Below are 25,049 nucleotides of genomic sequence, written 5' to 3' on the forward strand. Positions count from 1 at the left end.
TTTTATATTAAAGCTGTTCTATGCCCTATTTCTGCTTTTCCGTGCGATGGCCGGCATGATAAGACCAAGTCCAAGAAGGACAAACGGTGTTAAAATATTAAGTGCAAGCTGGAATGGATCTTCTGAGTAGATTCCTCCCAGACACGCAAGCGCCGTAAAGAGGAAACACCATCCTCCAAAGAAGATACCAACCTTTTTATTTTTAACAAATCTGTATTCTGCTGTAAACTTGTCTCCGGCTTTCTTGAGCGCAATGTACGCGGCAAACACCCACAAATACCGAAGCGGCATACATACGGAATTCAACTTCACGAGCCATCTGACAAGCGCATCCACATCCTCAATACCAAAAGCAGGGATAATGATCAGAATGCTTACGATAACTGCAACAAGTTTGTGTCCATTTGTGTAAGCGCCGTATTTATTCTGTTTGAACAGAGATTTCGGGATGTAATTCTCGTCGGAATTTCCGAGCAGCATACATAGCGGCGCGTCGATAGAAATAACCATAACTGAAAACTGTCCCAAAAACTGAGTAATGGCGTACAGGATAACAAAGAGATTTCCTACATTGTAGTAATCGCCAAGCATCTGGAATGCATAGTAAGCACCATTTGTCATCAGGTCATCCGGTATGTTGTTGGAATCAAACATCATTCCCATGGAAATGGTTCCCAAGATCGCACACACGGAAACCATGATTGCAAGGGAAATCATTCCTTTTGAGAAATCCTTTGCAGGATTGTTCATCTTATTTACATAAGGGGAGAATTTTTCACATCCGCCTACTGCAAATACCAAGATAGAAAAGCTCGTAAAGAACTTCACGTCAAAGGTCGGCATAAACGTATCAAGTGACCACTCAATATCCAGGAGCGGCGCATTGGTAATAGCCGGTGCAGCTACCATCAGGACGATGTAAAGGATGGACATGATAAACATCGTTGTACCTGCCAGTGTTGAAATCTTCTTCAGCATAGAAACCCCTTTTGATGCAAGGAATAAAGCAAAAAGGAAGATCGCCAGACAGATGATCTGCATGACCGTCGTATTCATCTCACTGGCTCTGCTGTCCTGAAACAGCACCCAGCTCGTAGCAATTACTGCAGAATTCGGTTTCTGTGAAATATACGGCATATGTACGACCCAGTACGTCCAACCCGCATAATAAGCCATTCTAGGTCCTACTGTCTTTGAAATCCAGGAACTTACTCCTCCGCTCGCATTTTTAAACGCTGAGCCCAGTTCCCCTACCATCAGTGCATACGGCACGAAGTAAATCGCAAAGACAATAATCCATGCAAAAATAGATTTCAGGCCGCCATATTCAGAGAATCCGTTGATGACATTTCCGAAGCCCCAAACTCCTCCAAATGCCATGAACGCGAGGCTGTACCACATAATTCTCTTGTCATTCTTTTGTTGTTGTTCCATAATTTTCTCCTTTTCTAACCCTCGTTTCACATACCATGAAACTATTTTCATGAAACATTTTTCTACCAAAGAATAACATGATACTTATATAGAAACAACAAATAAATTTACCCACCTGCAAATTTCTACCTTCTGCACAATTTTTCTACTGACAACTTGTAATATATGGCAAGTTGTCTTTTGTGCAAAAGTCCGAAATTCCCACTAATTGATCTTTCACGTCTCTTGTTATGCCACAAGGTTCAGAAATGTCCTCCTAGTTAAATCCAGCAGCTCCATCGAACCAAAGACCGGACAAATCTGGTTCTATATTAATGACATACTTTGCATGGACGCGATTTACCACTTTCTGAAATAGTACCACTATAAATATTTTTTGAACGGCTAAGTGTAGGACAATCAGCAGTTGAGTGATACACCTCGCCGTTTGTTACCCAATATACAGTTCCCCCGGATTGAACTTGTGATTGAGATGATTGCTGGTTTTCCTGTGCTTCTTGTTGTGCTTGAAGGACTGCCTGTTGCTGCGCTTCTTCTTCGGCTTTTCTCTGAGCTTCCTGCTCAGCTTTCAAACGAGCTTCTTCTTCCTCCTTTTTCTTGGCTTCCTGTTCAGCTTTCAAACGAGCTTCTTCCGCTTTTTTCTTGGCTTCCTGTTCAGCTTTCAAACGAGCTTCTTCCGCTTCTTTTTTGGCTTCTTCACGTTTTGCTTCGGCAATCGGGTCAACAACAGTTATTGTTTCCTTGTTGCTTTCAACAGAGTCATTCGCGATAAAAAATATCTCAGCCGTTCCTTCTTTTTTAAATGTTAATAAAGCTTTACCGTCTTTATATTCCACAGATGCGATATCGTTATCTGAAATTTCGAGAGAGGTTATTTCGGCATTATCTGGCATGTAATCTAAATCAAGATATACCTCATCAGAAATCTCAAATTGATTTTCCTCCCAATTTACATCCAGCTTCTGTAAATCAGGAGTAGATGGAAAAGCAAGCATTATTATGAAAGATATTATTGTAATAATACCAAAAACGAGGATTCTCTTCCTCTTTTTACGTTTATCAGGACTTTTCTTAACTGCAAAGAATATAGTCACAATTAGTCCAGGTATCCAAAGAAAAGGAGTGAACAATAATGCAACACAAATAAGTAAAAAATATAAAAAATACATTAAGCAACCACGATTTTTATGATTATGATCATCTCCTCCCTCCGAATTGGATATGTGAGAGCTTTCTGAAGAGTAATTCTCAGACTCAACGCCCACAAACTCTTGCTCAGATTCCTTCCCTTCTCTTTCAACATAACTTAGACCTGTGCCAGGAATTCCAAAACTTTTTCTGAATCTCCAACCCATATTTCATCTCTCTTTCCAACAACCTCAAACATATATATAAACGCCGCAGCGTTTATATCATTTTTTCTGCCACAAACCGCGGCATAAAATAAATCACATATTTCCAAGAAGTATGATATTGTATCATCTTCATTCCCTAATATGTCCTTTACATAGAGAAATGGCGGAAAACCTTGATTTGCCTAAGTTTTTCCGCCATGTTTATCTCTCATATTCCGTTCAAAAATGCGGATGACAGGAATCGAACCTGCACGTCGGAGACACCAGATCCTAAGTCTGGCGCGTCTGCCAGTTCCGCCACATCCGCTTACTATATATTGCCGAGGAACCTTGCGGCTGCTCCGCCTGAATTCTTCGGTCAGACAAAAAATCAGACAAGCTTACAGCTTGTCTGAAATGAAGCATCGGGGATTCGAACCCCGGACAACTTGATTAAAAGTCAAGTGCTCTACCGACTGAGCTAATGCTCCATATACATTAAAATTAACCTGGGCTAGTTGGATTCGAACCAACGAATGCAGGAGTCAAAGTCCTGTGCCTTACCGCTTGGCGATAGCCCAATAGCCCTTTATTGGGTCCAGGGTGGATACAGGGATTCGAACCCTGGGCCTCCAGAGCCACAATCTGGCGCGCTAACCAACTGCGCTATACCCACCATAACGTGCCTGCGGGGATTCGAACCCAGGACCTACGGCTTAGAAGGCCGTTGCTCTATCCAGCTGAGCTACAGACACATATCTTAAAGCCAAAAGGCTTTAAGAAAGCGGGTGATGGGAATCGAACCCACGTATCCAGCTTGGAAGGCTGGTGTTCTACCATTGAACTACACCCGCAGATCAAATATTCAATTCTTTCCTCATAGAATCGGGGTGACAGGATTCGAACCTGCGGCCTCCTGGTCCCAAACCAGGCGCTCTAGCCAAGCTGAGCCACACCCCGTAGCTTTTGTCGGCCAGCACTCGTTTTCCCTGACGACAAAAGTTATTATATATGAATTGATGATTTTTGTCAACTCATTTTTTTCATTTTTTTATTTTTTTTTGATATACTTAATTTCCCCGGAAATTTTACCATTTTCGTCGATCTCCAGAATAATATAACTCGGCAGTCTGCCCTCCTGTCTCGGGTATGTCAGACTCCCGGGATTCATGACAGCCATATCTCTTCCGATTTCCAGATACGGTACATGTGTATGTCCAAAGATAATGATATCCGCGTTCCGTTCCCTCGCTTCCCGGATCAGATGTTCCAGAGTCATGGATACATAAAACTGATGCCCGTGAGCCATAAAAACTTTGTGGGTTCCAATCTGTATTTCCACCGACATCGGAGCTTTCCCATAGAAGTCATTGTTTCCTGATACAATGTACGCCGGGCAGCCGGATCCATATTCAATCTCAAATTCTCTTCCTTCGACATCTCCGGCATGAAACAGATAGTCGAAAGGCTTTTCCCTCTCCAACGCCTTTTCAAAATTTGCATGCATTTTGTGCGTATCGCTGACGACAAGAATTTTTGTCTTTTTCATCGTCTTATTTCTCCTCCATGATCTGGCGCATCAAACGCAGACCTTTTCCTCTGTGACTGATGGCATTTTTCTGTTCCGGGGTTAGTTCCGCCGTAGAGCAGCCATATTCCGGAACAAAAAAGATCGGGTCGTATCCAAATCCGTGTTCTCCTCTGATCTCATGCCCAATATAGCCTTCGATTGTCGCGCGAACTGCTTCTTTCTCCCCATTAGGAAAAACTGCAGCGATAGCGCATACAAACCTTGCCGTCCGTTTCTCATCCGGCACTCCTTCAAGCCGTCTCAAAAGTTCCTTGTTTTTGATATCATAAGAAGTATCTTCCCCCATATAACGGGCAGAATATACTCCAGGCTCTTTATTCAGATAATCGATCTCAAGTCCGGAATCATCCGCCAGAATAATGTCATCCGGCAAATATTTTGCAACAGTTTCCGCTTTGATCATGGCGTTCTCTTCAAATGTTTTCCCATCTTCCATAATATCCGGATCCACTCCCGCTTCTTTCATGGACAGGATCTCCATCCCGAGATCCGACAAAATCATACGGATTTCTTTCATCTTATCGGCATTTCCGGTAGCAAATACAATTCTCTTCATGTATGTTCCTTCTTTCTTCAAACAAATATATTTTCTATTCCGGTCTCTTTCTCTTCGGCGGCTTCCCGCCAAGAAACTGGTAGAAATAGGTTTTCAGCATACCGTTATATATCTTTCTGTTCTTATCCGCTTTTTTCCCAAACCACCTTTCTGCTTCATCATAACTTGTGATCATGTACGCAGACCATTCTTTTAGTTTTCGGTAACTTTCTCCAAAATCTCGGTAAATGGCCGGCAATGTTTCTTTTTCTTCCAATCTCTCTCCGTACGGAGGGTTGGTAATGATAAAACCGTAAGGTTTTGGATGACTTAAATCTTTTACTTCTCTTTGCTGAAAATGAATGAGATGATCGACTCCTGCCATCTCTGCATTCTTCCGCGCGATCCGTATCACAGAAGCGTCCGCATCATATCCTTGGATATCGACCTGAATATCATCCTGGACAAGGTCATTTGCCTCGTTGATAGCCTCGTACCAACACTTCCTGTCCACCAGGTTTTTCCAGTTCTCAGCCGTAAATTCCCGATTCATCCCCGGAGCAATGTTGGCCGCCATCATTGCCGCCTCGATAGGAAATGTCCCGCTTCCGCAAAACGGGTCTACCAGTATCCTGTCTTTTTTCCAAGGGGTAAGCATGATCAATGCAGCCGCCAGTGTCTCAGATATCGGCGCTTTTCCAGATGCCGGCCGATACCCTCTCTTGTGGAGCGATTCCCCGGATGTATCGATTCCTACTGTTACCACATCTTTTTTCAAAAATACACGCAAAGGATAGGACTCTCCGCTTTCCGAAAACCACTGGACATGATATTTCTCCCGCAGACGCTCTACCATTGCTTTCTTCATGACAGACTGAATGTCCGACGGACTAAACAGCTTGCTTTTTACCGAAGCCGCCTTTGCCACCCAGAACTTCCCATCTTGGGGGATAAAAAATTCCCACGGAATATTCTTTGTCCCTTGAAACAGTTCTTCAAATGTCCTTGCCTCAAACTGTCCCGCCTTCAAGAGTACTCTCTCCGCTGTCCTCAGAAAAATATTGGCTCTGCAGAGCGCCATCTCATCCCCGTAGAATGAGACTCTGCCGTCTTCCACCTGCGCGATCTCATAGCCCAGGTCTGTGATCTCTCTTTTCAAAACTGCCTCAAGCCCAAAATGACACGGTACAATATATTCCATCTGCATACTTTGCTTTCTTCTCCTCTATTCATTCTTTCTCTATCTTACGTTCTGTCGGAAGACTTGTCAACCCGAACTCGGATAGGAAGATACAAAAAGGCTCCACTGTTTTCGGAGCCCGAAACAGTGAAGCCTTTCTTTATCCGATATTTTTTGCCCGAATCGGATTAATAGTTGCTGTTGTTATAGTCGCTATAGTTTTTATGGCAGTCAGATGTTTTGTTTGTAGATTTGTTGGATGTTTTATTTTTGGACGCATTTCTTGTCGCATTTTCAGATGCCTTATTCTTGTTTCTTGTCTGCTCATCCGCATAAGAAGAGTAAGAAGCACCGTAAGCATTGCTTTCTGTTTTATTTTTGTTCATGTTGTTCATATTGTTGGAATTATTATAATTCTTTGCCATTTCCATGTCCTCCTTGTTGATTTATGGTACACTGTTATTATGTCAGACAGGGCTTTTTTTATTCGCATTCCATCTTCCAATAATTGGGGGCTCGCGCAATACATGCAAAAATAAGATTTTCTTTTGGCAATTTAAGGTTTTTTTAATATTTTTACTTGCTTTTTCGTGCATCTTATATTATACTAACATTTGTAGAAAGCAGACTTTCTACACCCCTTATTAATTATTTATACTCCCCTCAAAAGACCGATGGCTCCCCCATCGGTCTTTTACTTTTCTTTTTTTCCACGACTTCTGCCCGAAATACCTTACAGGACTTTGCAGAAAATCTGCTGATAATAGAAACCGGAATATTTATAATGCGCGCAGACTGAACTGGAAGTATCCGCTTCCTCGTCCGGCTGCGCGCATTTACATTCACATTTTATGTTTTTTAGATCATATTCTCAGTTACGTCTTCCGAAAATCCGGATAAAAAGCAGGATAAAAAGCAACGGGATGACAATCGGCAAAAGCAGCCGCACAATTCCCGTGATGACCGCAAAAATAACAAGGATTACAAGGATAACTCCGAGAAAGAAAAGAATTTTTTTCCACCACGTGTCAATTCCAAGTATGTGAGCGATCATGTCTCCACGACTTTTGTTATTTCTTTTCTCCTCGTCCCCGGTATCGTAGGACCAGGAACTATTTTCCTGCGTTGCGGCATTTCCCCCCGCCGCGATAATAGTCTTCGCGATGATCCAAGGATCCCCCAGCATATCAAGAACTTCCCGTTCGGTCTTTCCGTTTCTGATCTCGTTTCTGATATACTCGTCATAGTATAAGATATGTTCCTGCACTGCTGATCCGCCCAAGTCATTCTCAAGCGCTTCACGAAGTCTATTCAAAAACTCGCTTCGATTCATACATTATACCTCAAATATCAAATCTCCATAGGACGGCATTGGCCATACTTCTTTATCTACAATCATCTCCAACTCATCCACCGGTCTTCTGAGGGCATCCATTGCCGGAACGACATGCTCACGGAATCTTCTTGCCTGTTCTTCCCCTTCGCCCATCTCAGACGCTTTGCCCGTCTCGGCGATCAGAATATCAAGCGCCTCTTTCGTTTCCTTTAAAAGCCTTCCTGTATCGTTCAAAAGCCCTAACTGCACTTCTGCCTGAGCACCAGCCTGTGTGACTGCATTGACCGTCTCAGCCAATATTCTTGTATACCGTATTACTGCCGGAATGATATGTTTGCTTGCCACATCGATCATTGTCCGTGCTTCGATGTTAACCGCCTTGGAGTAGGCTTCATACTTGATCTCCGCACGGGAACGAAGCTCGGCTTCTGTAAATACATGGAACTTTTCGAACATCCGGATGGCATCTTCAGACACAAGAGCAGGGATAGCATCTACCATGCTTGAAAGATTCGGGAGTCCTCTTCTTTCTGCCTCTTCTACCCATTCCTGGGCATAGCCGTTTCCGTTAAACACGATCCTCTGGTGTTCCGTCGCATATTCCTTGATAATATCATGAACAGCCTTGTCAAAATCTTCGGCCTTTTCCAGCATATCGCACGTCTCGCATAAAGACTCTGCTACGATCGTATTGAGCACCACGTTCGGCGCTGCCGCGGAATCTCTCGAGCCAAGCATACGGAATTCAAACTTATTTCCCGTAAAGGCAAATGGAGATGTCCGGTTTCTGTCTGTGGCATCCTTGTTTAGTCCAGGAAGTGTCTTTACCCCTGTCTGGAGCTTGCCGCCCTTCAGACTATGAGTGGCATTTCCCGTGTTCACAAGCTGTTCCAGCACATCTTCCAGCTGTTCTCCCAGAAAAACGGAGATGATAGCCGGAGGCGCCTCGCTGGAGCCGAGGCGATGGTCATTTCCCGGATCTGCCGCAGACTCTCTCAAAAGCGCGGAATGCTTGTCCACAGCCCTGAGGACGCACAACAGCATCAAAAGAAATTGGATATTTTCATGTGGTGTCTTTCCCGGATCCAGAAGATTTTTCCCGTCATCCGTTGTGAGAGACCAGTTGTCATGTTTTCCGGATCCGTTGACTCCTGCAAATGGCTTTTCGTGGAGAAGACAGTGGAGTCCCTGTTTCTCCGCCACCTTTTTAAGCGTCTCCATGATGAGCTGATTGTGGTCGACCGCAACATTGCACTCCATATAAATCGGAGCAAGCTCATGCTGTGCCGGAGCCACCTCGTTGTGCTGTGTTTTTGCTGTCACTCCCAGTCTCCAGAGTTCTTCGTTCACTTCCTTCATAAAAGAAGCAATCCTGGCCCGGATACTTCCGAAATAGTGATCATCTAGCTCCTGCCCTTTCGGCGGCATCGCTCCAAATAAAGTCCGCCCTGTAAATACAAGATCTTTTCTCTGAAGGTATTTCTGACGATCTACAAGAAAATACTCCTGCTCGATGCCAACGGATGGTTTTACTCTTTTTGATGTAGTATTTCCAAACAGCCGCAAAAATCTTAGAGCCTGTTTGTTTATGGCCTCCATGGAACGCAGAAGCGGTGTTTTTTGGTCGAGAGCCTCTCCTGTGTAGGAGCAAAATGCTGTAGGAATGTATAAGATACACCCGTTTTCATCTTTTTTAACAAATGCCGGAGATGTTGGATCCCACGCGGTATATCCGCGCGCCTCAAATGTGGCGCGAAGTCCGCCAGATGGGAAAGACGACGCATCCGGTTCTCCTTTGATGAGCTCCTTTCCCGAAAAACTCATGAGCACTTTCCCGTTAGACATCGGAGCGGAGATAAACGAGTCATGCTTCTCCGCAGTGACCCCTGTAAGAGGCTGAAACCAGTGCGTATAGTGCGTGGCTCCTTTCTCGATCGCCCACTCTTTCATCTCGTGAGCAATGACGTCTGCCGTTGCAAGATCGAGCTCTTTTCCTTCTTCAATCGTTCTCTTCAACTCTTTGTATATTTTCTTCGGAAGACGTTCCTGCATTACAGTATCATTAAATACATTTTTCCCAAAAATCTCTGCCACATTCACACCTGTTCTGATTTCTTCCATCGTTTTTCCTCCATCTTCTGATACACAAAAAGGCACTCCAATGAATGGAATGCCTTATATTCTTTTTTTCAATTATTCAGCTTTTCCAACGGAACCAAATAATTCCATTTTTTCTTTTACTTTTGCTACAATCGCTTCTGTTCCCGGTTTTAAGAGTTTACGCGGGTCAAAGCCTTTCTTTTCTTTATCTTTGCCTTCTTCAATGTATTTACGTGTAGCTTCAGCAAATACAAGCTGACATTCTGTATTTACATTAATCTTGGCAACTCCAAGAGAAATTGCTTTTTTGATCATGTCATCCGGGATTCCTGTACCGCCGTGAAGTACTAACGGCATATCTCCTGTGAGTTCCTGGATAGCATCCAGTGTCTCAAAGCTTAATCCTTTCCAGTTTTCCGGATATACTCCGTGGATGTTTCCGATACCTGCAGCCAGCATATCTACACCCAGGTCTGCAATCATCTTACATTCTTTCGGATCTGCACATTCGCCTGCTCCGACTACCCCGTCTTCTTCTCCGCCGATAGAACCAACTTCAGCTTCCAAAGACATTCCTTTTTCTTTGCAGGTTGCAACGAGTTCTTTTGTCTTTTCTACATTTTCTTCGATCGGATAATGAGATCCGTCAAACATGATAGATGAGAAACCTGCTTCGATGCATTTCTGGCATCCTTCATATGTACCATGGTCTAAGTGAAGGGCAACCGGAACTGTGATCTTCATTTCTTCAAGCATGCCATTTACCATTCCTACTACGGTTTTATAGCCTGCCATGTATTTTCCGGCACCTTCAGATACGCCGAGGATAACCGGAGACTTTGTCTCTTCTGCGGCTGTCAAAATAGCCTTTGTCCATTCCAGGTTGTTAATGTTGAACTGCCCTACTGCATAATGTCCTGCTTTTGCTTTCTTTAACATTTCAGCTGCTGATACTAACATATTTTTTCCTCCACTTCTTTAAGGTATGACCCCCAGGGGAATCGAACCCCTGATTCCACCGTGAGAGGGTGGCGTCTTGACCGCTTGACCAGGGGGCCATTTGCTGGTGTACATCAGATGTACTCCTCACTTGCATTATTGTATCTTATTTTTCAGAAATATACAAGTCTTTTTCTTCAAGATTTTTGAAATCTTTTTTGTAAGGGTAGTGGATCAGCTCCTGAGCCTTCTCTTCCGGCACCATGATCGACAGTGCCTGCCGCATATTTTCTATCGTAACTTTATCAAATTCTCCGCCAAATTCCCCATCCAAGGTCCACGGGATCTCCTCAAGAGATTCAAAACGGATCTTTTTCGCTTTGAAATTATACATATAGCTGGAATCTTTCTGTTTTCGCATAAGTGCAGTCAGGATTCCCTGAAGCTCCAGCGGATTTTTCGGTGTCTTTACGAGCGTCACTTCAAACTCTCCATCGTCAAACTCCACCTCATGTCCAAACATGTTTCTGAATCCACCCATTGAACGGGAATTTGTAACAGAGGCAAATATGAAATCATCCTCCACCTCTTCCCCATCGAAAGATACTTTGACATGATAAGACGGAATATCAAAAAGACGCTTTGCTCCTTCCAGCACGTACGCCAGATGTCCAAGCATGTTTTTCATCTCCTGCTTTGTCTGGTAGGAAACATCTGTGAACAAACCAAACGCTGCCACATACACAAAAATGTCATTGTTAAAAGTACCTATGTCGCAGTGAAATTCCGTTCCGTTGACCGCGGCATCCGCCGCACTCAACAGATCTTTCGGAATATGAAGGCTGTTGGCAAAATCATTTGTTGTTCCTGTCGGAATATATCCGACCGGAACATGGTTTTCCCGTTTCATCATTCCCGTCACGACTTCGTCCAGCGTTCCGTCCCCGCCGCTGCACACGACGATATCATACTGATCGTCAAATGCCCGTACCTTCCGGTACGCATCGTGATAACTCTGGGTCGGATATATGACTACCTCGCATCCGCTCTTCACAAAAATATCGATAATATCCGAAAGCTTTGGCTTCAGAAGCCCCTTTCCCGCATTCGGATTATAAATAAAAAGTATCTTTTTCATTCTATGTTCTATCTGGCATGCTCCAGGAATTTTTCTATCCCTTTCGCAGCTGCCTCCTCGTCTGCTCCTTCTGTCACAACTGTAAGATTCTCTCCGCCGCTCAGTTTCAGGCTCATCATCCCCATGATACTCTTGGCATTGATCTTTTTATTACCAATTTCGATAAACACCCTGCTTTCGTACTGACTTGCTTCCTGAACAAGCAGCGCGATCGGTCTTGCATCTAATCCGTCATCACATTTAATCTTCAAAGGTTTCTTAATCATACTGTACCTCCTTGCACTCCATTTGCTTCCCTCAATTTTTCGGCAATCTGCCCCAATCGGCGGAGTCTGTGGTTGACGCCTGACTTCCCTATAGGCTCTGCCATCAGTTCTCCAAGCTCTTTTAGCGTCGCCTCCGGATACTTCAGTCTCGTTCTTGCAATATCCTCAAGCCCTTCTGAAAGTTTGTCAAGCCCCATTTTTTCATCAATGTAAGAAATGTCTTCCACCTGCTTTACCGCAGCCGACACCGTCTTGTTGATATTGGCAGTCTCGCAGTTTACCTTTCTGTTGACCGAATTGCGCATCTCTTTTAAGATCCGGATATTCTCCAGCTCCATGAGCGCTACCGGGGCTTCCATAACATTCAGCATCAGCGCGATCTGTGCTCCCTCTTTCAGATATACGACAAACATTTTTTTTCTTTTTACAACCTTAGCGTCCATCTCAAAATCACACATCAGTTTTTGAAGCAGCAAAGCCTTCTCCTCTGACGAACATACGATTTCGAAATGATAAGATTTTTTCGGGTCACTCATAGATCCCGCAGACAAAAATGCCCCCCGCAAAAAAGCTCTTTTACAGCAGCCATTCTGTGTGACCAGGCCGCTGACTGTGGAGAACCCTCCCGTTTCCACTGTGCTTTCTGATAGTTTTGCTGCTTTCCACACTCTTGCCGCATCCCGGCAGTCATCGATCGAAATCGTGTACATGACACTTTTTTTCTCCTGGTTTTGGCGCGTAGAAATTTCAGCATTTATATTAAACGCTTTTGTCAACAATGTAAAGCATTTTCTTGCAACAGCTTCATTTTCCGTCTGTACTTTCAGAGTTCTGATTCTCCCCTCCCCCCATTTTGCTCTGCCGCAGAAAAGAAGAATAGACGAAAGCTCTGCGATCTGGCAATGCCTGGCTGTACTGATGTGTCCAAGAAGTTCTTCTTTTACATTCCCTGAAAATGACATATCCTTACTTTCCTTTCACCTTGGCATCTTTCTCTATGTCTCTGTGTTCGATTTTCAGCCCGTAACTTTCATCCTGCTCGAGGGCATGATAAAGGCCGTTGGCCAGTGTGACAGACCGATGTTTTCCACCGGTACACCCAACAGCGATGACAAGCTGATTCTTTCCTTCTGTCACATAGTTTGGAATCAAAAACTGGATCATATCCGTCAGTTTGTTCAGAAATTCCTGGGCCACAGGACTTTTCATGACATACTCCCTTACAGGCTCATCATTTCCGCTCATCGGTCGCAATTCTTCGATATAATATGGATTTGGCAGAAAACGCACGTCAAACACAAGATCCGCATCCTCTGGGATCCCATACTTGAATCCGAAGGAGAGGATTGTAACATACAGATTTTTGTAGTTTTTGTTCTCAATGAAAATCTTATACATCTCTGAGCGCAGCTCTCTTGTAAGCATCTGACTCGTATCTATGATGTAATCCGCATGCCGCTTCAGAAATAAAAGTCTCCTTCTTTCTTCCTCGATCCCTTTATCTACTCTTCCGCCTCCAGTTAGCGGGTGCGCTCGTCTCGTCTCTTTGTACCGCTTGATCAGCGCCGCATCGCCTGCCTCCAGAAACAAGATCTCAAATTTGATCCCCGTCTCTTGAAAATGTTTTAGAATGTCTGCCATCTCGTCAAAATTTTGCCCTCCACGGATGTCAATGCCAAGCGCCACCTTTGTGTATTCTGTCCCCGGGAGAAGGATCATCTCCATGAATTTTGGAACGAGCGGGATTGGCAGATTATCTACGCAAAAATACCCTGCATCCTCCAGTATTTTCAGTGCTGTTGATTTCCCTGCACCGGACATCCCGGTAACGATTACTATACGCATCTGTACCCCTTTCCACTCTCTTCCCGTTATCTTCCTCAATCTTTTTGTTCAGCCGCTAAAATTCTCCAAGCCGCTTTACTTCCGGCTCCAGTCTCACACCGAATTTCTCATATACTTTGTCTGATACTTGCTGCATCAGGCTGTTCACGTCTTCTGCTGTGGCATCTCCCCCATTTATGACAAATCCACTGTGCTTCTCGGAGATCCTTGCTCCTCCCACACGGAATCCAGAAAGACCGCTGTCCTGAATAAGTTTTCCGGCAAAATATCCTTCCGGCCTCTTGAACGTGCTGCCCGCGCTCGGGTATTCCAGCGGCTGCTTGCTTGTTCTTCTCTCCTTCAGTTCGTCCATAAGTGCTTTTATCTTTTCTTTTTCTCCTTTTTCCAGGCGGATCTTCACACTCAGCACTGTATATCCTCTCTTCATGACAACACTTGTCCGATAGCCGAACTCGAGCTCCTCATTTCGCATCGTCACAATTTCGTTCTCCTCATTTAAAACTGTCACTTCTTCGATGACATCTTTCATTTCTCCGCCGTATGCTCCTGCATTCATGACAACCGCGCCGCCTACACTTCCCGGTATCCCGGATGCAAACTCAAACCCTGCCATGGAATTTTCCAACGCTTTTGCTGCTATCTTGGACATGAGCGCGCCGGCCTGAGCGAAGATGGCGCCGTCTTTTTCCTCAATGCCATTCATTCTGCTCAGACAAACTATCGTCCCTCTGTAACCTTTATCGCTCACAAGAAGATTACTGCCGTTTCCAAGTATATAGTATGGCTGTCCTTTTTCCTTCAAAAATCCTATGACATTTTGTACTTCCTGGACATTTTCCGGGAGCACAAAAAAATCTGCCGAGCCTCCGATCCGAAATGTCGTATGTCTTGCCATCAACTCCCCCATTTTTACTTTTTCTGACGAAAGACATGCCAGAAGTCCCTCATAAATCTCTTTATTCATACTGTCGTTATCTCCATTTTATTTCTGTTCTGATTTTCCCCACTATCATACATCAAAGCCCTGCCAAATTCAACGTACTCTTGAAAATTAAGATAGAATACGGTAAAATGATAACATGGTCTGTACATCGGGGTATTAGTATGAGCATTCCCCGCAAATGGAAGACTAAAAAAATATATTTTTATCAAAAAAGGAGTGAACTTTTCATTGGACTCGACTACTGTCATACAAATTATCGTCTTATTGTGTCTTCTCGCCTTGTCCGCATTTTTTTCTTCTGCGGAGACGGCACTTACTACGTCCAATAAGATTCGTATGCGTTCCCTTGCAGATGAGGGAAACAAGCGCGCGAAGCTGGTGCTTTGGCTTTCAGACAATTCTCAGAAAATGCTGACCGCTATCCTGATCGGAAATAATATCGTAAATATTTCCGCAGCTTCACTGACCACGAGTATCGCTTACCAGTTCGGAGGATCGGCGATCGCTGTGGCCAACGCCGCCATTACCATACTGATTCTTATTTTTGGAGAGATCACGCCGAAGACAACGGCAACTCTCCACTCAGAACAAATCAGTCTGGCCTACTCTCCGATCATCCGGCTCTTTACCAAGATCATGACACCGGTTATCTTCCTGATCAATCTGCTCTCAAGAGGCATTTTGCTTCTCCTGCACATCGATCCAAATAAACCGGACAAGACCATGACCGAAACCGAACTGAGGACGATCGTGGACGTGAGTCATGAGGACGGTGTTATCGAATCCGAAGAAAAGGAAATGATATATAATGTATTCGACCTGGGCGATGCCAAGGCGAAGGATGTCATGGTGCCGCGTGTTCATATGACCTTCGCAGATATCGACAGCACTTACGAAGAACTCATCGAGATCTTCCGTGAAGATAAATTTACCAGGCTTCCGGTCTACGAGGAAACGACCGACAACGTGGTTGGTACTATTAATATGAAAGACCTTCTTTTATATGACAGTTCCAAAGAATTTCATGTGCGGGACATTCTCAGAGAAGCGTATTTCACATACGAATATAAAAACATCTCCGAACTTCTGGTAGAGATGCGGGATGCCAAATTTAATATCGCTATCGTCCTGGATGAGTACGGCGAAACAGCCGGTCTGATCACTCTGGAAGATATCCTAGAGGAAATTGTCGGCGAAATCCACGATGAATATGACGAGGATGAAGATGAGGATGTCAAAGAACTTGACACCCATGAATATATTGTGGAAGGTTCCACAAATCTGGACGACCTCAACGACGAACTGGGGCTTTCTCTTGCATCCGACGATTACGATTCTCTCGGCGGATTTATCATCGAGCGACTGGATCGTCTTCCTGCTGAGGGAGATGAGGTAACGACCGAGGATGGTGTTCGGCTTGTCGTGGAAAAGCTGGACAAAAACCGCGTGGAAGACGTTCACGTTTATCTCCCTCCACAATGGGTACATCCGGAAAAAGAAACAAAGGAAAAAGACGAGGAATAACAGAGAGGCAGAGTTTCAACACTCTGCCTCGTTTTTTCGCTTTCCATTCTATTTCTCTTCTTCCTGTATCTCTTCCCCGGCCAGTTTCAGAACTGCCTTAATCTCCGCTTCGCTTCTTTCTGTGTAGAGTGCAAGCTCTTCCAGCGTAATCTTTCGGCCCATCTCTTCTTTCAGCTTACGGATCTGTTCCTCCAGCTCGTCTACTTTTTCTACCATCTTGTTGTCGCGGATTTTTACGTCCTTCTGTTCCGCCAGAAATGCTTCGATCCCCGTCTCTACCGCTTCCAGGATTTTTTCCTCATCCTGTGTCTCCTCCATAGAAAGCATCAGGCTGACATTCCCTTCCTGCACAAGATCCCCCAGAAACACACTGCCGTCGTGAAGTTTGCGGGCAATGTCGAGAACTTTTTCAAGCCAAGGGCCCATCTTTTCCCTGCACGCACCAATCTCCTGTTCATAGTTTTCCAGATATCGTTCTTCCTCAGGTGTGAGAACAGACAGTTCCTTCTCCTCCGCATCCACGATCTTTCCGAACTTTCTTTCATACCCAGATACGGCTACCTTCTGTGATAAAAGGTAGTCGTATACAAGTTCCATCTGCTGTTCGCTTAAATGATCTTCTTCAAAATATTTTTCTACATCTTCTCTTCGGATTCTTCCGCCATGTTCCTTGGCCTCTTCCAGAATCCACCCCAGTTTTCCCTGAAATTCCAGTTTTCCTGACATTGTATCTCTCCTTTTATTTTTTCTGCATTCAAGTTCCCGCTTCTCACATCTGCGAAACAACGACTGTCTGATAACCAGACCGCCGAAGTGCCTGCTCTGTACTTGCCGCCTGATCGACGGATGTGAAATGTCCTACAAGCACTTTGTAAAATGGTCCGATCTGATTTACAAAAGCCGGGAATCCTTCGTTTAAAAGCTCATTTTTTAACCGCTCTGCATATTCCGGATTCCGGAAAGCTCCCACCTGAATATGATATGCTTCCTGTTCACTTTCCTCGGATGGAATCTGAGGCATCACATCCGGGAATGATCCAGGATTCTGGGAGGATGTTGGATTTTGCAGCAATGTATCCAATATTCCTTCTGCGATTGCCTCGGCAATGGCATCAAAATTATCATCAAAAAGCTGATTGTCCGTATCGGAATTGATAAATCCGGCCTCGACGAGCACTGCCGGCATCTTCGTACGTTTCAGAACAACAAGATTCGGTCTCGCTTTCACTCCCAGATTTCGAAAACCGATAGTTTCCAGCTGGTCATTGATATCTTCCGCCATCTCATATTTAACTCCGGAAAGATCATAGACAAGGCTTTCCACCCCCGATACCGCGTTGTCGGTCGGAAAAGAATTTCTGTGTATAGACACAAAATAATCGACCCCCGCTTCATTTGCCTTCATCGCTTTCTGATAAGGGGTTTCATACACATCTGTCGTCCTGGTGTACTGTACATCCAGTCCCCGGTTAGACAGGATTTCTCCGACGGCAAGCGTAAGTTTGAGCGCATCGTCCTTCTCCTGTCTTCCTTTGTAAACTGCTCCGGGGTCTCTCCCTCCATGTGCCGTCTCATATCTGCGCTGTTATCCTATGCCTCCGCCTTTTCCTCACTCTTTGTTCCTTTTTCCATTCTTTTCAAAAGTTTTCGGAATTGAACAAAAAACATTGTAGCTGTCGTTGCCACCGCAAGTGTATCTGCGACTGGTTCCGCCAAAAATACAGCCATCGCTTTGTCTGTAAAGAATAGCGGAAGGACAAAAATCAAAGGAATCAGCAGAATGATCTTACGAAGGACAGCAAGAAACAGGGATGTCTTCGCATTTCCAAGTGCAATGAATGTCTGCTGACATGCAACCTGGATACCAAAGATCAAAGACATTGCCATATAGATCCGCATCGCCCATTCCGTATAGGCAGAAAGATCCGCATCAGATGTAAAGATCATAATGAATGCCTGCGGCACAAAAACCGCCACTGCCCAAAGCAGTGTTGAGTAGATCACGCAGGCACGCAGGAGAAGAAAGAACGCTTTCTTCACTCGTTCCATATTACCTGCACCATAGTTGAAGCTGACAATCGGCTGGGCTCCCTGTGTAAGTCCCTGAAGCGGCAGCATGGAAAACTGCATCACACTGCTCAGGATCGTCATCGCTCCTACCGCAATATCCCCGCCATATCGAAGCAATGAGGAGTTGAAGCACACTGTGATTGCTCCTTCCGTGGCCTGCATGATAAACGGAGACATCCCAAGCGCCAGGCATGATCCGTAAAGTCTCGGGTCAATTTTCAGATATTTCTTTCGGATCTTCAGCGTCGTCTTCTTTCCAGTCAGGAACAGGAGTACCCACACAGCTGAGAGCGCCTGAGAAATGATGGTTGCCAGAGCTGCCCCGCTTACTCCCATATCAAATCCAAAAATAAAAATCGGGTCCAGAATGATATTTGTAACCGCCCCTATAACAACACTCAGCATACTTGTTCCCGCAAACCCCTGAGTCGTGATAAATGTGTTGAGTCCAAGTGCGATCTGTACGAAAAGTGTGCCGCAGGCATAAATCTTCATATAAGTATCTGCATAGCCAATCGTATTCTCACTTGCGCCGAAAAGCATCAGCAGATCTCTTCCAAAAATAAGGAGCAAAACCGTCAGGATCAATCCCGCTGCAATCGTTCCGCTTGTACAGTTTCCCAAGATCTTCTCAGCCGTCTCACGATCGCCTTTTCCCATCATAATGGAGGCTTTCGGCGCACCTCCCATCGCCATTAAAGCCGCAAATGCACTGATGACCATAATGATCGGAAACGTGACACCCACTCCTGTCAGAGCCGCAGCTCCGATTTTCGGGATATGCCCGATATACATTCTGTCTACCATATTATAAAGTACGTTTACAATCTGGGCTGTAATTGCCGGAACAGCCAACCGGAACAAAAGTCTGCCTACCGGATCTTTCCCAAGATTCGTCTCTTTCTTTTGCTTTGCCATGTTTCCTCTTCCTCTCTTATTAATGTCATAGGCACATTAACACGCCGGTGCAAAAGCCTGTATCTTTTAGTATAGTTCAGAATAAAACAGATGTCCACACCTGTTTTGCCGCTTTACATATCCGCACATCTTTCATCCGCCCTGTCCTGCATCAAGCATAATAGAAACAGCCATAAAAAAACTCCCGCATATGTGTTTTTATAACAACATATGCGAGAAGTTTTATTTCTGTGATAAAACATCTATTCATCCGCCTGGCTCTCCGCCTGAAGAATGCGGTTGCTGTTTTCTATCTCATACTGATTGAGCTGCACATTTTGGGTAAATTCTTCTGCTGTATATTTTGGGTCATACCAGTCTTTTGATGAAAACCATTCATTTAAATCTTTTGTCTGAAATGCTCTCCCCCTTCGGGCAAAGATTTCATTTCTCCCTAATCGCAGCTCCTGTCTCGTCTTTCCCTCAAAGTCTTTTTCTGTGAGAAGACGCTTATCACTGTCCGGGAATATATAGTCTCCAGACACCTCCATCTCTTCCTCCTGGGCATCTTCTTCTGTCATCCTCTCGCCATAGTACGCATCCCTTTTCATCGTACACTCCATTTCAGCAGTCAACCCTTGAGGCTGCGTTCCCGACGCCGGCTTTACCGATACTTTCAGGGCATCATCAAGAAATTCGATAACTCCTTCCATCCTGTTTCCGCTTTCATCGGAGAAGGTAAAGGATGCTTTTTTGTCAAATACAACTCCCGTCACGTCGTTGGCACCACGGAATGCATAATCTTCTTCTGCCCCATAGGTATGCCGGATGTCAAAAATGATCTTTTGATTCCCTGCCGTCTTGATGTTGATTTCGTCCAGTCCGTCTGAATCCATGACAGTATTGTCTGCATTTGCCTCGTCGCACCAGTTTCCTCTGTAGCTTGCAAGGCTCCATTTTTCCTCCCCTGTTTCTTTTTGCCCCTGCTCTTTTTTTGTCTCGGCTCCGTTTTTTGCCACATGCTGTCCCAGATAGTGTCCGCCAGCCGCTGCAAGACCGATCAAAACGGCTGCTCCGGTCAGGATTGCAATCAACCATTTAAATGAAAATCCCTTTTTATCATCCTTTCCTTCTTCCTCTGCGTAGTCCAATCCTTCCTGAATCTCCAGATAAAGATCGTCCAGTTTCGTCTGTCGTATTTCTTCTTCCGCATCTTCTCTCAAAAGCTCAAACATCAGGTACATCATCTCTTCGGAGACATCGACACTTTCATATCCTTTCTCCGCACACCTAAGTCCAAGCTCAATCCTTGCATACTCCCGAATTCCCTGCACCTTCTCTTCCGCAATTCTGAAAATGCGGGCCACGTCTTCCGTCTTCCACTTTTCGTAATAGCAAGCAAGACAAATCAGCCTTCCGGCAGAGCCGAGTTTCTTATATCCACTTTTCAGTATCTTTGCTATCTTTTGCTTTTCTGCAGTTGTGTCCGGTTTAGATACTCCTTCCCAAGGCGGAGCTGTGTTTTCCTCTTCCAGGTTGAGTCCCTTTTTCTTTCTGCATTCTCTTTCTCCCAGTTTATACAAAACCGTATACAGCCACTTTTCCATCTTGGAATTGTCCTGTAGTGTCTGTATGGTCCGGAATACAACAAGGTACACCTGTTTTACCAAAGCTTTTGCTTCTCCGCGGTTTCCCATCATTAGTCTGGCCCTGAAATATACATCTTCACAAGTTTCCGTGTATATCCGATCGAATCCTTCTATCTCTCCTTGTTTTGCCAATTCTACTGCTGTCTTAAGATTTTCTCTCATACTTACTCCCACTCAACTTTCCCTGCATTGTCTTTCAGCCACTTTCTGTATTGTCTGTAATCCGGCATGATCCGCTCCACCTCGCCCCAAAACGCCTTGGAATGATTCATCTCTTTCAGGTGGCACAACTCATGTATGATCACATAATCGATCACTTTCTCCGGAAGCATGATCAATTTCCAATTAAAATTCACATTCCGTCTGCTGCTGCAGCTCCCCCAACGTTTCCTTTGGGTCTTGACGGTAATTCTGTTCGGCACATAGCCAGTCTGTTCCGAAATCTGTCTCACTCTCTCTGCGATATGTTCTTTCGCCTTTTCCCGATACCATTTTTCCAGTCTCCTGCACCTCTCATCAGAGGAAGTAAAAGCTCCGCCAATCAGAAGATCCTTCCCCGAAATCCGTACTCCCCTGTCCGTTTGCTTCCCCGTATTCAAAGTATACTCGTTTCCCAGATAAAAATACGTCTCCCCATCCGCAAATTTCTTAGGTTGGCAATCCGCGTTTTGCTCTCCAGCCTTACCTACATGCTTCTGTATCCAGGCGGACTTTTCAGACAAAAAATTCTCAATGGCCGGTCTCGACATCCAGTATGGAGCTTTTACCCCTACCTTACCGTTTCGAAAAACGACCACTTCCACTGTCTTTCTCTTTGTCCTTGTAAGATCATAATCAAACATGATCGCATCATCTTTTCGGAAACAGCGCTTCACTCTTTTCTCCCCCAGTCCCTTTCTTTCTATTATCGTCTTTTTCTCCTGTTTGCGCAATACTTTTATCCTTTATATGCCAAAAAGCGGGCCGCACTTCCAATGTCACGGTCCGCCTTCCTTCTTACTTATCATCTTTTTTTATCTTTGCATTGTCCCACAGCCAATTTACCGTTTCTTCCCGCTGCACATTTGATTTGATCTCCTCATCGGTATTCTGACTTTTTAAGTCTTCAACCGAAATCTGATTCAAAGCAGCGTAGTCTTTCAGCCATTGATCGATGTCTTTGTCCGATACACTCACTCCTTCTTCTTTTGCGATCAGATCCAGAGCTTCCTGGCGTTTGATGACATCTTTGATCTGTTTATCCAATTCAGTCTCAAATGTTTTCTCATCCATTCCTGTGTATTGCTGTATCACATCTGCATACTCAACCTGCATTGCATCTGCAATCTGCTGATACTGACTTTTCATCATCTCCGTGTATTCTTCTACCTTTTTTTCCGGATACTTTTTCACTTCGACATTTTCCATCAATGTCTTCTCAATAGCACTTTGCTTTGCAGACTGATAGTCACTCTCTGCTTTGAGTTCCAGCATCTCTTTGATCTCTTTTTTGTATTCGGAGACAGTTGTCTTTTCTCCTTTTACCATCGTCACAAAGTCGTCGTTGACTTCCGGCAGGTTTTTCTGCTGGATCTTCTTCAGAGTAACACTGAATACGACCGGCTGCCCGCTCAGCTCTTCATTTCTGTAGTTATCCGGGAATGTCAAATTGAGATCAAAACTCTCTCCCGTCTTATGTCCGATAATCCCTTCCTCAAATCCATCGATGAAGGTTCCGGATCCTATCTCCAGCTGCTGGTCTTGAGCAGTGCCGCCCTCAAAAGCCACCCCGTCCTTTTTCCCACTGTAATCAATCGTGACGGTATCTCCATCCTGCACCGCCCGGTCTGTCACATCGGTGTAAGTGGCGTAAGACTGCCGCATGTTTTCGATCTGTGTATCAACGTCCGCATCAGTTACTTTCGTTTTTTCCACATTATCCACTTCAATGCCTTTATAGCCTGTGATCTTTACATAGTCATTTTCGATTTCTTTTGGCGCACATCCTGCAAATGCAACCACGGCCGCCATACACACTCCGGCCATCACTGCTGTCATTCTTTTTTTCATTTATAGTCTCCTTTTTTCTCAAATCATACACAACAACTGTTATATCATATCTTCCATCTCTTTACAAGATATATTCCTTACAGAAGCGGCGAGAAGAGTCTCGATACCTGCTCTTTCATCCGGATCAAAAGTGTCCGTTGTTCGTACGTTTCCTCCGTCACTTCCTCGCAGTGCATCAGATCGTTCTCAAATGCCTCTTCCAGTTTTTTTGCCGTTGTCTCACTGTAAATGGTAGCGTTGACTTCAAAATTCAGCTGAAAGCTTCGGATATCCATGTTAGCAGTGCCTACACAGCTTACAAGTCCGTCCACCGTCATCGTTTTTGCGTGAAGAAAACCATTTTGGTACGTATAACACTTTGCTCCCGCCTGAGCCATCTCCCCCAGATAGGAATAGGTCGCCCAGTATACAAGCGGATGATCTGGTTTGCACGGAACCATGATCCGCACATCGATCCCGGATTTTACCGCAATCTTCAGGGAATCCAGTATCGCCTGATCCGGTATGAAATACGGCGTCTGGAAATAAATCCTCTTCTCCGCCATCTGGATCATTTTCAGATAGTTATCCCTCACAGTATCGTACTTGGAGTCTGGGCCGCTGGATACGATCTGAACAAGAGAATTGCCGTTTCGTCGGTATTCCGGTATGGCAAAAAGCCTGTCTTCCAGAAAAAGATTCTCTTTTGCCGCATAATTCCAGTCCAAAACGAACCTGACTGCCAGAGATGTGACTGCAGACCCTTCTATGCACAGATGTGTGTCTCTCCAGTAACCGAATTTTTTCGTGTCCAGTCCAATATATTCCCTTCCAATATTAAATCCGCCTACAAATCCAATTCGTCCGTCCACGACGGCGATCTTTCTATGATTCCGGTAATTGATCCGCAGCTGGAGCTGGCCCAAAAATGCCGGAAAAAATTCAGCCACCTGCACGCCTGCTTCCTCCAGCCTGCGCCACGCCCTCTCCTTCATCTTACGGCAGCCCATACTGTCAAAAAGAACTCTTACCTCAACTCCTTCTCTGGCCTTTTTTACAAGTACTTTCTCGATGTCGTGCCAGAGTTCATCGTCCCGTATAATATAATACTGAAGATGAATATAGTTCTCTGCCTGTTCCATCTCCTGGATCAGGGCAAGAAATTTTTCTTTTCCGTCCGTATAGATCCGGATGTCATTGTTGTCCGTAAGAACCGCTTCTCCTGCGTTTAGATTGTATAAGATCAGACTCTGAAAACGCTCCATCTGCGGCGTCTTGAGCCGCAGTTTTTTCCGATAGATCGATTCTTCCTGTCTGCGCACCGCATATTTGATCTCGCCTTCGATCTCTTTCATCTTAAACATCCGGCTTTTTCTGTAATCCTGCCCTACGATGAGGTACAGCACAAATCCCAGGATAGGAATAAAATACAGTACTAAAAGCCATGTCCAGACCGCTGTTGGATTTCTCCTTTGAAAAAAAATGATAACGATGGACAGGAGGATATTGATAAACACAAGATTGTCCAGTATCCACAGAATGACCATTTTGGCCGTATCCAATATCATTTCCATCTTTTTTCCACCTCATTTCTTCTCTTCATTATAACGGGACGGCAAAAAAGATGCAAGCAGGCTTCAAACCTCTTGCACTTAGGCGAAAACAATGCTACAATACAACATGTGCAACAAAAGATTGGAGGAGAGTAATCATGAGCCTTGCATTTAAGATATCTCTTATCGTTTTGGCCATCATTGTAATCTTATTGATCGTTCTCTATTTCCTCGGAAAAAGAGCTCAGAAAAGACAGGCCGAAGCACAGGAAAAGATGGAAGCAATGTCACAGACCGTTTCCATGCTCGTTATCGACAAAGGCCGTATGAAAATCAAAGAGGCGGGGTTCCCTTCTATTGTTCTTGAGAATACGCCGAAATATCTGCGCCGTTCCAAAGTGGCTGTAGTAAAGGCAAAGGTCGGACCTAAGATCATGACTTTCATGTGCGATGATCAGGTATTTCCGCTGATTCCGGTCAAGAAGGAGATCAAAGCTACTATCAGCGGTATTTACATTACCGGCGCCAAAGGTGTCAGAGGACCTCTGGAGACTCCGAAAAAGAAAAAAGGATTCTTGGCCAGAGCAAAAGAAGCCGCTATGAACAGCAGCGCCGAAAAGAATAACAAGAAAAAATAGCAAATAAAAGTGCTGCCATCCCTGGCAGCCTTTTTTATGCTCTTTATCT

The 25,049-nt window shown here is 44.6% G+C and carries 22 protein-coding genes, 8 tRNA genes and 1 pseudogene; 2 read left to right on the plus strand and 29 right to left on the minus strand.

The window, feature by feature from the left end; genetic code table 11:
- Positions 1–18: 18 nt before the first annotated feature.
- The 22 genes from FLB61_RS03865 to murB form a co-directional block, all read right to left on the minus strand.
- Entirely contained in the window at positions 19–1,434 is a 1,416-nt protein-coding gene (locus FLB61_RS03865; RefSeq protein WP_087209708.1) for an APC family permease, read from the minus strand.
- A 311-nt stretch (positions 1,435–1,745) separates the two neighbouring features.
- Positions 1,746–2,789, minus strand: a complete 1,044-nt coding sequence (locus FLB61_RS03870) for a hypothetical protein (protein ID WP_204244054.1) — start codon at positions 2,787–2,789, stop codon at positions 1,746–1,748.
- Positions 2,790–3,015: 226 nt separating this feature from the next.
- A tRNA-Leu gene (locus FLB61_RS03875) sits at positions 3,016–3,096 on the minus strand.
- A 90-nt stretch (positions 3,097–3,186) separates the two neighbouring features.
- Positions 3,187–3,259: transfer RNA gene (locus tag FLB61_RS03880), tRNA-Lys, on the minus strand.
- 18 nt (positions 3,260–3,277) lie between these two features.
- A tRNA-Gln gene (locus tag FLB61_RS03885) sits at positions 3,278–3,349 on the minus strand.
- A 21-nt stretch (positions 3,350–3,370) separates the two neighbouring features.
- Positions 3,371–3,444: transfer RNA gene (locus FLB61_RS03890), tRNA-His, on the minus strand.
- A 5-nt stretch (positions 3,445–3,449) separates the two neighbouring features.
- Positions 3,450–3,523, minus strand: a tRNA-Arg gene (locus tag FLB61_RS03895).
- Between the two features lie 28 nt (positions 3,524–3,551).
- Positions 3,552–3,622, minus strand: a tRNA-Gly gene (locus tag FLB61_RS03900).
- A gap of 31 nt (positions 3,623–3,653) precedes the next feature.
- Positions 3,654–3,728 (minus strand) — tRNA-Pro (locus FLB61_RS03905).
- Positions 3,729–3,819: 91 nt separating this feature from the next.
- On the minus strand, positions 3,820–4,317 hold the full coding sequence (locus FLB61_RS03910) for a YfcE family phosphodiesterase (protein WP_087209711.1): 498 nt from the start codon (positions 4,315–4,317) through the stop codon (positions 3,820–3,822).
- Between the two features lie 4 nt (positions 4,318–4,321).
- Positions 4,322–4,915 carry an XTP/dITP diphosphatase gene (locus FLB61_RS03915; protein WP_087201106.1) on the minus strand — a complete coding sequence of 198 codons (594 nt, stop codon included), beginning with the start codon at positions 4,913–4,915 and terminating at the stop codon, positions 4,322–4,324.
- Positions 4,916–4,949: 34 nt separating this feature from the next.
- The gene (locus tag FLB61_RS03920) at positions 4,950–6,101 is read right to left on the minus strand and encodes a THUMP domain-containing class I SAM-dependent RNA methyltransferase (protein ID WP_330620559.1); all 1,152 of its coding nucleotides are present in this window, start codon (positions 6,099–6,101) and stop codon (positions 4,950–4,952) included.
- A 161-nt stretch (positions 6,102–6,262) separates the two neighbouring features.
- Complete coding sequence (locus tag FLB61_RS03925) at positions 6,263–6,499, minus strand: hypothetical protein (RefSeq protein ID WP_087201109.1); 237 nt, start codon at positions 6,497–6,499, stop codon at positions 6,263–6,265.
- Between the two features lie 446 nt (positions 6,500–6,945).
- Positions 6,946–7,407, minus strand: coding sequence for a DUF1700 domain-containing protein (locus tag FLB61_RS03930; protein WP_087201112.1), 462 nt, complete (start codon positions 7,405–7,407; stop codon positions 6,946–6,948).
- A 3-nt stretch (positions 7,408–7,410) separates the two neighbouring features.
- The gene (locus FLB61_RS03935; protein ID WP_087201114.1) at positions 7,411–9,531 is read right to left on the minus strand and encodes a glutamine synthetase III family protein; all 2,121 of its coding nucleotides are present in this window, start codon (positions 9,529–9,531) and stop codon (positions 7,411–7,413) included.
- 72 nt (positions 9,532–9,603) lie between these two features.
- Complete coding sequence (gene fba, locus FLB61_RS03940; protein WP_087201116.1) at positions 9,604–10,470, minus strand: class II fructose-1,6-bisphosphate aldolase; 867 nt, start codon at positions 10,468–10,470, stop codon at positions 9,604–9,606.
- A gap of 26 nt (positions 10,471–10,496) precedes the next feature.
- A tRNA-Glu gene (locus FLB61_RS03945) sits at positions 10,497–10,568 on the minus strand.
- Between the two features lie 47 nt (positions 10,569–10,615).
- Positions 10,616–11,587: a diacylglycerol/lipid kinase family protein gene (locus FLB61_RS03950; RefSeq protein ID WP_221919447.1), complete on the minus strand. Its 972-nt coding sequence runs from the start codon at positions 11,585–11,587 to the stop codon at positions 10,616–10,618.
- A gap of 8 nt (positions 11,588–11,595) precedes the next feature.
- Positions 11,596–11,853, minus strand: coding sequence for an HPr family phosphocarrier protein (locus FLB61_RS03955; protein ID WP_087201121.1), 258 nt, complete (start codon positions 11,851–11,853; stop codon positions 11,596–11,598).
- Complete coding sequence (gene whiA / locus FLB61_RS03960) at positions 11,850–12,815, minus strand: DNA-binding protein WhiA (RefSeq protein WP_221919448.1); 966 nt, start codon at positions 12,813–12,815, stop codon at positions 11,850–11,852. The genes FLB61_RS03955 and whiA overlap by 4 nt, the downstream gene beginning before the upstream one ends.
- 4 nt (positions 12,816–12,819) lie before the next feature.
- Positions 12,820–13,698, minus strand: coding sequence for an RNase adapter RapZ (rapZ, locus tag FLB61_RS03965; RefSeq protein ID WP_087201125.1), 879 nt, complete (start codon positions 13,696–13,698; stop codon positions 12,820–12,822).
- A gap of 55 nt (positions 13,699–13,753) precedes the next feature.
- Positions 13,754–14,662, minus strand: a complete 909-nt coding sequence (murB, locus tag FLB61_RS03970) for a UDP-N-acetylmuramate dehydrogenase (RefSeq protein WP_221919449.1) — start codon at positions 14,660–14,662, stop codon at positions 13,754–13,756.
- Positions 14,663–14,869: 207 nt separating this feature from the next.
- Between murB and FLB61_RS03975 the strand changes: the two genes are divergently transcribed.
- The gene (locus tag FLB61_RS03975) at positions 14,870–16,165 is read left to right on the plus strand and encodes an HlyC/CorC family transporter (protein WP_087201129.1); all 1,296 of its coding nucleotides are present in this window, start codon (positions 14,870–14,872) and stop codon (positions 16,163–16,165) included.
- 48 nt (positions 16,166–16,213) lie between these two features.
- Here FLB61_RS03975 and FLB61_RS03980 read toward each other — a convergent pair whose 3' ends face one another.
- The 7 genes and pseudogenes from FLB61_RS03980 to cls all read right to left on the minus strand — a co-directional run bounded on the left by FLB61_RS03980 (position 16,214) and on the right by cls (position 24,383).
- Positions 16,214–16,891, minus strand: coding sequence for a sigma-70 family RNA polymerase sigma factor (locus FLB61_RS03980; protein WP_087213063.1), 678 nt, complete (start codon positions 16,889–16,891; stop codon positions 16,214–16,216).
- A gap of 43 nt (positions 16,892–16,934) precedes the next feature.
- Positions 16,935–17,738: pseudogene (locus FLB61_RS13320) on the minus strand (N-acetylmuramoyl-L-alanine amidase); the annotation flags it as partial.
- A gap of 17 nt (positions 17,739–17,755) precedes the next feature.
- On the minus strand, positions 17,756–19,153 hold the full coding sequence (locus tag FLB61_RS03990; protein WP_221919450.1) for an MATE family efflux transporter: 1,398 nt from the start codon (positions 19,151–19,153) through the stop codon (positions 17,756–17,758).
- Positions 19,154–19,395: 242 nt separating this feature from the next.
- The gene (locus FLB61_RS03995) at positions 19,396–20,943 is read right to left on the minus strand and encodes a YARHG domain-containing protein (RefSeq protein ID WP_221919451.1); all 1,548 of its coding nucleotides are present in this window, start codon (positions 20,941–20,943) and stop codon (positions 19,396–19,398) included.
- A gap of 2 nt (positions 20,944–20,945) precedes the next feature.
- Positions 20,946–21,656: a M48 family metallopeptidase gene (locus tag FLB61_RS04000; protein WP_144018327.1), complete on the minus strand. Its 711-nt coding sequence runs from the start codon at positions 21,654–21,656 to the stop codon at positions 20,946–20,948.
- Between the two features lie 121 nt (positions 21,657–21,777).
- Entirely contained in the window at positions 21,778–22,830 is a 1,053-nt protein-coding gene (gene tig, locus FLB61_RS04005) for a trigger factor (protein WP_087201138.1), read from the minus strand.
- A gap of 77 nt (positions 22,831–22,907) precedes the next feature.
- Positions 22,908–24,383 (minus strand): cardiolipin synthase, encoded by a 1,476-nt coding sequence (cls, locus tag FLB61_RS04010; RefSeq protein WP_087201141.1) that lies wholly within the window; start codon positions 24,381–24,383, stop codon positions 22,908–22,910.
- 137 nt (positions 24,384–24,520) lie between these two features.
- Here cls and FLB61_RS04015 point away from each other — a divergent pair, with 137 nt between their 5' ends.
- On the plus strand, positions 24,521–25,000 hold the full coding sequence (locus FLB61_RS04015; protein ID WP_087201143.1) for an ABC transporter ATP-binding protein: 480 nt from the start codon (positions 24,521–24,523) through the stop codon (positions 24,998–25,000).
- The last annotated feature ends 49 nt before the right edge of the window (positions 25,001–25,049 follow it).

The organism is Sellimonas caecigallum, assembly GCF_019754295.1.
GTDB classification, from domain to species: domain Bacteria; phylum Bacillota; class Clostridia; order Lachnospirales; family Lachnospiraceae; genus Sellimonas; species Sellimonas caecigallum.